Source organism: Faecalibacterium prausnitzii, from assembly GCF_003324185.1.
Classification (GTDB): domain Bacteria; phylum Bacillota; class Clostridia; order Oscillospirales; family Ruminococcaceae; genus Faecalibacterium; species Faecalibacterium prausnitzii.
Window position 1 is genome coordinate 61815 of sequence record NZ_PXUP01000016.1, and the last position, 7625, is coordinate 69439.

General features: G+C 52.7%; 9 protein-coding genes. 1 reads left to right on the forward strand and 8 read right to left on the reverse strand.

From position 1 onward, the window contains the following. Positions 1 to 4: 4 nt before the first annotated feature. The 5 genes from C7J97_RS11230 to C7J97_RS11250 form a co-directional block, all read right to left on the reverse strand. A complete protein-coding gene (locus C7J97_RS11230) occupies positions 5 to 868 on the reverse strand; it encodes a VirB6/TrbL-like conjugal transfer protein, CD1112 family (protein ID WP_005927770.1) in 864 nt (287 codons plus the stop codon). 103 nt (positions 869 to 971) lie between these two features. Further along, positions 972 to 1187: a Maff2 family mobile element protein gene (locus C7J97_RS11235; protein WP_005922889.1), complete on the reverse strand. Its 216-nt coding sequence runs from the start codon at positions 1185 to 1187 to the stop codon at positions 972 to 974. A 64-nt stretch (positions 1188 to 1251) separates the two neighbouring features. Next, positions 1252 to 3060, reverse strand: a complete 1809-nt coding sequence (locus C7J97_RS11240) for a VirD4-like conjugal transfer protein, CD1115 family (protein WP_113993093.1) — start codon at positions 3058 to 3060, stop codon at positions 1252 to 1254. Next, positions 3057 to 3527, reverse strand: a complete 471-nt coding sequence (locus tag C7J97_RS11245; RefSeq protein WP_113993094.1) for a PcfB family protein — start codon at positions 3525 to 3527, stop codon at positions 3057 to 3059. Before C7J97_RS11245 ends, C7J97_RS11240 begins: the two co-directional genes overlap by 4 nt. A 100-nt stretch (positions 3528 to 3627) precedes the next feature. After that, positions 3628 to 4542: a DUF6017 domain-containing protein gene (locus C7J97_RS11250; protein WP_113993095.1), complete on the reverse strand. Its 915-nt coding sequence runs from the start codon at positions 4540 to 4542 to the stop codon at positions 3628 to 3630. Positions 4543 to 4959: 417 nt separating this feature from the next. Between C7J97_RS11250 and C7J97_RS11260 the strand changes: the two genes are divergently transcribed. Further along, positions 4960 to 5211, forward strand: coding sequence for a DUF6061 family protein (locus C7J97_RS11260; RefSeq protein ID WP_097782243.1), 252 nt, complete (start codon positions 4960 to 4962; stop codon positions 5209 to 5211). A gap of 178 nt (positions 5212 to 5389) precedes the next feature. On the opposite strand, the gene C7J97_RS11265 is transcribed toward C7J97_RS11260, so the two are convergent. From C7J97_RS11265 to C7J97_RS15255, 3 genes are all read right to left on the reverse strand, one after another. Next, positions 5390 to 6736, reverse strand: a complete 1347-nt coding sequence (locus C7J97_RS11265) for an MATE family efflux transporter (protein WP_097782786.1) — start codon at positions 6734 to 6736, stop codon at positions 5390 to 5392. Further along, positions 6723 to 7178, reverse strand: a complete 456-nt coding sequence (locus C7J97_RS11270) for a MarR family winged helix-turn-helix transcriptional regulator (RefSeq protein ID WP_097782787.1) — start codon at positions 7176 to 7178, stop codon at positions 6723 to 6725. The genes C7J97_RS11265 and C7J97_RS11270 overlap by 14 nt, the downstream gene beginning before the upstream one ends. Before the next feature lie 181 nt (positions 7179 to 7359). Further along, positions 7360 to 7625: hypothetical protein (locus C7J97_RS15255; RefSeq protein WP_207657571.1), on the reverse strand; the 266-nt coding region annotated here is incomplete at its 5' end.

A 7625-nucleotide genomic window follows, 5' to 3' on the forward strand; every position in this document is an offset into this window, starting at 1 on the left:
GGCCTTAGTGGGCACCAAACACCGACTTGCTGATGCTGCCGGTCTTGAACAGACAGAAACAGAGTAGCACGGTGTAGCCCATGCAGCCCCAGATGGCCCCGGCAATGTCCGCCGCGCCTGAAATGTTGCGTATCAGCACCGCGTAAATGCCCACGACAATCATAATCAGGAACGCTTGGAAACCCAGTGCCAGCAAAGACTTCAAGTAGTTCTGCCCGGTGCTGCGCCACTCGCTGCTGCCCATGGTCGCCAGCGGGATAGGCCCCAGTGCGGTCACAACATAAATCTCGATCATGCGTCCATAGGTCACAAGGAAGATGCAGATGGACAGGATGTTCATGGTCAGGCCCACCACAAGGGTCTGGAACCACAGGCTGAGCAGACTGCCGATGGTCATGCTTTCTAGCTGAAATTCCAGTCCGGGTATCAGGCGGTCAAAGTGGATGGATGTTTCGCCAATGATAACGCCGGAACTTTGGTTGACAACGCTCTGGGTGGCATCGAACACACCCATAACGATATTCCATGTGTTGCTGACTATGAGGATGGCAAAGGCAGACTTGAAAATCCAGCGGAAGAACATGGAAGTATCGAAGTCGTGCATATTGTTCTTTTCGGTAATCATCTGGATAAGCTCATGGCACATCACAAGGGCAAGGATGGCCGCTGCAATGGGCAGCACTACCGTTTCGGAAAGACTGCGCAGCATATTGAAAATGCCGCTGTTCCATGCCTGCGGAGTGGAGCCAACGTCGGAAGCGATTTCGCCCACCTTGGCGTTCACGTTATCGAACAGGCCGGAGAGGTTGCCCGTGATGCCATCGATCAAAATGCCTTTTATCCATTTCTCGATGATCTCACTAATCAAGCAAAGATACCTCCTTTCCCGCGCCCTCCCATGTGAGAGGGAGAGCGCGGAGTAGGATTTTAAGTGTTAGTTGTTCGGAAAATTGTGGGCAGCGATGCAGGACTTAGCCCAGCAGCCCGGACAGCAGCGGGACAAGGGTCACGCCGATCAGGGCAACGCCGCCGCCCGCGACCAGCTGCTTGACGCCCTGGCTCTTGCTACCGGGGTTATCCTGTCCATAACCCTCCAACAGGTTGATGCCGCCCCAGACACACAGGGCACCGCCCAGACCGACCACGATGGTCTGCAAAGTATCGACTGCGCTGTTGAAAAATTCCATAAGGTCCTCACTTTCTGCCGCTTGTTCTGCGGCACTCAAAATTATTTTTTCAAAAAATGCCGCCTCATTCGGTGGCTGCATCTTCATCCGACAGGTCGATTTCGTACAGGTCAAAACTTTCGTCCTGTGCGACCACCTGCTGCCGCTTCCGGCGCAGGGTAGATAAAAACCTGTCCACATCAAAGGTGTTTTTCTTGTCCGCGTCTGCAAGGTACTTGTAGTGCGGGTGTTTGGTAATGTCGAACTTCTCCGAGAAGAACGGCCTCACTCCCCGCAGCTGCAAAATACATTTGCCGCCGTCCATGATTGCGATTTCGTCCTCTGACATCAACGCCTTTCCTAATTTTTGATAGTTCAGTCCGTGGGAGGTTTGAGAACCCCGGTTCTCGCTGGTGTTGAAACTGTCGATAGTCTCTTTCCCCAGCGCATCGGAGATCTCTTTGGCATTTTTGCCCCGCCCACTCAAAAAGAGAACAGAATCGCAGTTGTCCGAAATGATTTCGGCCGCATCTTTGTAGATGGCTTTCAGCTGCGACTGGCTCTGCAAAATGATGGATGCCGAGATTTCCCGGCTGCGGATGGTGGCGATCAGCTTGTCGAAGTTGGGAATTTGCCCGATGTTGGCGAACTCGTCCAGAATCAGCCGCACATGGACAGGCAGCCGACCGCCGTATTTATCATCCGCTCTGTCACACAGCAGGTTGATAAGCTGGCTTTGGAGCATGGCCAGAATGAAGTTGAAGGTGGTATCCGTGTCGCTCATAATCAAAAACAGAATCGTCTTTTCATCCCCGATGGTATCCAGCTCCATTTCATCGTCCTCCATCAGTTCCCGCACCTCCCGGATGTCAAATGGGGCTAAACGGGCACCGCAGCTTATCAGGATGGAGGAACGGGTCTTGCCGGCCGACAGCAAAAACTTTTTGTACTGCCGGACGGCGAAGTGGTCCGGGTCTTTCTGTTCCAGCCGCTCAAACATGAGGTCTACCGGGCTTTGAAACTCCGGGTCGTCCTCGCGGGCTTCACTGGCATTTATCATTTCCAGCAGGGTGGTGAAGTTCATTTCTTCTGCCGGGGCCTCGTACCAGATGTAGCCGATAAGCGCGGTGTAGAACAGCCGTTCCGACTTCACCCAAAAATCTTCTGCTGATTTCTCACCCTCGCCCTTTGTGTTGGCGATAAGGGTATTCACCAGCTTCAGCACATCCTTTTCCGAGTGGATGTAAACAAACGGGTTGTACTTCATGGACTTGGAAAAGTTTATCGTGTTCAGGATTTTCACCCGGTAGCCTGCCCGCTGGAACATTTGGCCCGTTTCCAGAACCAGTGTGCCTTTTGGGTCTGTGACCACGAATGAGGTGGGATAGTCGGAAGTGGGGAAACATTGCATGAGGTTGGGCTTCACATAGAAGCGTGTCTTGCCGCTGCCGGAGCCGCCGATCACAAGCACATTTTTGTTCCGGGCCGTCTTGGGGTCTTTGGGCCGCCCGGTCATGGTCAGGCGTTCGGTCTGGGTCAGCAGGATGTTGTTTTCAAACTTGGGGTCGATGTACGGGGCGATGTCTTTGGCGGTGCCCCACCGGGCAGAACCGTATTCCTCACCCTTGCGGTACTTCTTGGCGTTCTTGCCCTTGCTGTACACGATGAGCCGGACAGCCACCGCTCCAACAACGCCCACGCACAAATCAAACGGATGCAGGCTGAGCAGCGGGTTTGCAAAGGCAGCAGAGATGCCGTTCGTCAGGTGGAGCAACTTTGCCGAAGCATCCGCGCCCGCCGCAAGACGGTACGCCTGCCCGCATTTGGCGAACAGGTACACGAACAGCAGATACGGCAGATTCAGCACCAGCAGCTTTTTCAGTTCAGGCTTCATCGTTCCAGCCCCCTTTGCTTGATTTTTTCCTTCGCACGTTTCGGCTGCTGGGCGGCTTTCTGCTTGGCTGCTGCCAGCACCTTGCGGATAGAGGGCCGCTGCTCCTTGGTGAGCGTTTTGGTCGTGAACTCCCGGAACGCCTGTTCCAAATTGTCCGCATCCTTGGCCTTGAAGATCACGATGTAATGGGGCGGCTGGGTGGTTTTATCCTTGCGTAAGGCGAAGTCCACGCCGTACTTCTTGGCGCAGGGCTTGAACGCCCCGACGTTCGCCTCCGTGACTTCAATGTTGGTCAGAGCCGCGCCGTGGGCTTTCAGCTGTTTCAGGCTTTGCTTGCCGTGATGCAGCTTTGGCCCCTTGGCCCGGTGCTGCAAATATTTTTTCAGGGCAGCTTGCAACGCTTGGGCGGTGAGCTTGCCTGTTTTCATGGACAGGGCAATGGTTTTCTGGGTGACTTCTTCCTGCATTCAGCATTCCTCCTTGGCAGGTAGTCGGAAAAGCGGCAGCTAGGGTGGAACCACCAGCCGCCGCAGGTAAAGGGTTCTCATGGGTGGGCGCTCCTTTCGGTCAGGTGTTGGGCGGGCGGCCCCAATCAGGCTGCGCCATATCGTGCGCCACAAGGGACGCATAGTAGCTGTTGATGGTGCTGGGGGCGTTGAACAGCATGGCCCGCAGGTATTGCTTGATGTTACGGACTTTGGTGGTGTTGTCCCGCAGGCAGTCCATGACGAACTCGATGTGATGGCTGTCCAGTTTCAGGAACTTGGCCTTGACCAGCTCTGCTGGGTAATCGTCCCCGGCCACCCGGATGGACTTGCGGGAAGTGCAGACCGTTTCCAGCAGGATGTCCACGATCTCGTCCAGCTGTTCCCGGTCTATCCGGGGATTCTGGATGAGGGTGTCATACTCGATGTTCTCCAAAATCAGGTCCCGGTAGATTTGATAGGCCGCTTCCTTTCGGCTTCCGGTCCGTTCCGGCGGCGGTGCCGCTGCCTCGTCCTCGTCCAAAGGCAAGGGGTTTGGGGAATGGATAGGAATGGAATCGGTATTTAATCCCTCTTTCTTTTGTTTTTCTGTAATTAGTTTATCTTTATTTAATTGCATTGGATTTTCCAACATAGGGTTTTCCTGCGTGGGATTCTCCAACGTTGGATTTTCCAATGTAGGTGAAACCGATGCAGGAACGGGCTGCGGCAGCTCGAAGATCACATAGTCTGCACCGCGCAGCCGCCCTTTCTCGTCCCGTTCTCTGGAACGCTGGATGTAGCCTGCCTGTTCCAGTTCCCGGATGGCCTGCCGTATCGCGTCAATGCTTTCCCGGTTGATACGGGCCAGTCCTTGCAGGGTGTAGTCCCAATCTTCCGGCAGGGAGAGCATTTGGGAGAGTAAGCCCTTGGCTTTCAGGGACAAGGCCCGGTTCCGCAGGTGGTGGTTTGACATGACCGTGTAGCCGCTGTTCTTTTCTACACGAAAAACTGCCATTTCACGGATGCCTCCTTTCGTTGTAAACAAAAAAAGCAGCGTTCATTTGCTCCCGGTGATGGGAGAAGTGAACGCTGCGCGTACTTGATAATTTTTAGGTTGTGTGGTATATAAAAGGCAACTGTTTTTTCAATACAGCTGCCCATCGGGGTGCGATACAAGCAAGTTGCTATCCGATGACCTCAAAAACAAATTGTACTACGATGGTTTTTGAAAAGTTCTGTATCACTACTCGCACCAAACAATGAAAATCCGAACCTTTTCTCGATAGGAGAAGGGTTCGGATTTTTTGTATTCTTCGGAAAAGAGAACAATGGCTCTTCCCTGACGGCTGTGTGTCCGAAACCTTATCAGAAAAAAGACCGTGTCACAAAGGTCACAACTGTAAAGGTGCCGTAAGGCAGAAAGGACACAAACATGAAGTACGATGAAAGAGCCTGCAAGTTCAACATGGATACCGGCTGCGTGGAACTACTGCTCCGGGATGGGAGAATGATCTCCATTGACTGTACCGGGGTCGAGGATGCGTTGGATGTGACCATGGCGCAGAGGTCAGAACTGGATTATCTTATCTACAATGACCCGCTTGGCTATGCCGATTTGATTCTGAACGGAGACCCGGAGAAATATTTGAGGAATGTAGCTGAAAGCCATGGATTAGAGGATTGATCGTTTAGAGATTAACTCGATATAAGGAACAAGCCCACAGGTCTGCCGTATTTTTATGCGGTCTATCCTGTGGGCTTGTTTGTTATTATCGACTCATGATTGAATTTGAAATTTCAAGCACGACCGTATCATGTTTATAGGTGGTAACAACCATCGGCAGGCCTCCAGCCTTCAAAACTTATGCAGACGTTTGATTTTCGTATCGTTTAAGCCAGAGGAAAAAGCCTATATTGAGCAGAATGCCCACTACGGTGGAGGTGGGTGCGGACAGACCGATCATAGTCAGGCTGGCATTAGGCTGGATGCTCATAATATATGCCATGGGAAGGCGCACCAGCAAAGTCTGCACCAGCCCCTGTACCATGACCCAGAGCGTTTTGTCGTTACCGTTGAAGTAACCCACCATGCTGAACAGGATGGCGGTGGCGATGGTCTCGGGCGCAAAGCCCTTGAGGTAGGCGTAGCCGTTGGCAATGACAGAGGCATCTGCCGTAAAAAGGCTGGAGAGAACGTCACCCTTGCACCACACCAATGCAAATACGACGCAGCCGAACACCAGACCGATGCCAATGCCGGTGAACATGGACTGCTCGGCGCGTTTTTTGTTGCCGGCACCCACGTTCTGCGACACAAAGGACGCCATGGACTGCATCAGAGAACTGGGGATCAGCATGGCAAAATTAACGATCTTGCACGCCACACCGTAGCCGGAAGATGCCTCCAGCCCCAACCGGTTGACGAAGGCGCAGAGCGCCAGAAAGGAAAGCTGGGTCAAAAACTCCTGCAAAGCCAGCGGCAGACCGATGCCCAGAAATTTTTTGCACTGGGGGTTCAGCTTGAAATCAGAGCGATGGATTTTGAAGGGCAGCTCCTTCTTCAGCAGCATTGCGATTGCACAGATTACGCTGACAGCCTGTGCTGCTACCGTAGCAATGGCGGCACCGGCAGCATCCAGATGAAAACCAGCCACCAGCACCAGATCGCCAATAATATTCACAATGCACGCCACCAGCACAAAGATCAGCGGAGAGCGGCTGTCGCCCAGACCGCGGAAAAGAGCCGAGAGCATATTATAGGCTACAATAAAGAAGATGCCGCTGCCGCAAATGCGCACATAGCTGGCGGTCAGGTCTAGGGCTTCGGCAGGAGCCTGCATCAGACTGGCAATAAACCGTGCAAAAAACACCAGCACCACGAACAGTGCAGCTGCCAGAAGGGTGAACACAATAGCTGCCCCGCCAATGACTTGCCCGATGTACTGCGGTCGTTTTTCGCCCAGATAGCGGGCAATGAGCACTGTGACGCCCATGGCAAGCTGGGTGACAACAAAGGTGACGAGATTGAGTACCTGGCTACCAGTAGAAACCGCAGACAAGCCTGAAGTGGAGCCAAAGCGCCCCACTACCAGAAGGTCTACTGCGCCGTAAGCGGCCTGCAGCACCAGCGCACCCAGAATGGGCAGCATGAAAAAAGCGAGCTTTGGCAAAATGCGGCCTTGGGTAAAATCGGTCTTATCGTTTTTCAAGAGAATCTTTCCTTTCGCGCATAATAGCATAGAATTTTTCCAGCGTTTGGATGGTGCACGCTGCATCCTCCTCGGAAATGCTGTCCAGATACGGGAGCAGTTGCGAGAAGTAGTCCGTATTGTACTTCTGGGAAAGCGCTTGCCCGCTCTCGGTGAGAAACAGATAGGTCACGCGGCCATCTTCAGCGGATACCTGTTTTCTCAGATACCCTTTGTGCTCCATCTCTTTTACGGTACGGGTCACACCGGGGCGGGGCAGGTTCAGTGTATCGCTGAGATCAGAGATCTTCGGCCAGATGCCACGGGTCTGCAATTTCTGAATAACATCCAGACACTGGATATAGGAGGATGTCACACCCTCCGGCAGGGCAGGCAGCATCTCCCGTGCCCGCTTTGCCAGATAGCAGGCATCCAGCAGCTGCTTGATCAGTTCGATGGTCATAATGAAATTCCTCTCCAAACGATTATCGAAGGTAATTAACATTGATAATTATATAGAACTACCCGGGAATGTCAAGTCTTTTTGAAAAATCGGAGATGTCGGCAGCTTTGAGGCATCTGCTTCCGGCATACCATTCTAGAGGGTGTTTGAGCGAATACAGTCTGAACCATGGATTAGAAGATTAAATACAAAACAAAAACAGGGTGCGTCCCTGAATAGGACGCACCCTGCCAGCGTAATTCACGATTTGATTCGTTGGCAACAACCGTGAATTGCATATCGCAAACAGGTCGTTGAGAATTGCTCTGCTTGTAAAACTTGCGATTAAAGCCACAGATAACAGCGATATGTACAACAGGGCGTTCCCCGTAGCAGAGTTCCCATAAAACAGTATTTGCAAAAGTTCCCGCAATGGGGCAGATTTGGCGTGACTTCGGTCACGCCTTT